Origin of the sequence: Dialister micraerophilus DSM 19965 (genome assembly GCF_000194985.1) — a bacterium.
Taxonomy (GTDB): domain Bacteria; phylum Bacillota; class Negativicutes; order Veillonellales; family Dialisteraceae; genus Dialister; species Dialister micraerophilus.
The window spans coordinates 1-691 of the sequence record NZ_GL878525.1 but is presented as its reverse complement, the minus strand read 5'-3'; the positions used below and the strand labels follow the sequence as shown (position 1 = coordinate 691).

General features: G+C 28.2%; 1 pseudogene. It reads right to left on the bottom strand.

The features are described from left to right. Nucleotides 1–51: 51 nt before the first annotated feature. Nucleotides 52–691 (bottom strand): annotated as a pseudogene (locus HMPREF9083_RS06610) (relaxase/mobilization nuclease domain-containing protein); the annotation flags it as partial.

Sequence of the window (691 nt, the reverse complement as noted above, 5' to 3'; positions counted from 1 at the left end):
TAATAATTTTCATAATTTTTCCTATACTGAACAAGGTCTGAAAACTGTTCTTTATTCAAAGAATACTCTTGCATAAGGGCGTTCTTTTTTTTCTTGCAAATTATCGAGTTTCGTTAATATTTCTTTTGTGTTTGGTAGTTTTTTATAATTTTCTAAGATCTCTTTAGCAGCTATTTTATAGACGGAAAGTTCACTATAGTATTCTTCTGCAAATTGCTTATCTTCAGGATTTTTCTTGTGGCATTTATAGATTTCACGATATTTATTTATAGTATTTATATTTTCCATATCCTGGGATAAACTCTTCATTTCAGTTTCAATCTTCTTTATTTTATCTAATAAGTCTTGTCTATCATCAGCAGATTTTTTGATCAGATCATCGAGTTGGGTAATGGAATTAATGCCTTGTTCTCTTAATATTATTATTGAATCTGCCATTGTTTTGATATTGTGTTTTCTTGCCCAAACTTCATATCCTTTAGATGATTGAGCTTTTTCATTAGTAGATATATCAATGACGTTTCCTACACACTTTTTAATAGGATTAGCTTTGTTTTTAATAGCTAAATCTATTCTTTCTTTGATTTTTTCTTCGGTATAATCTTCTCCGATAGTCTTTGCTCTTGTAAATCTTTGCTTATCTTTATAACGAAAAGCAATGTGTTTACCAAACTTAATTTCATAATCAAGA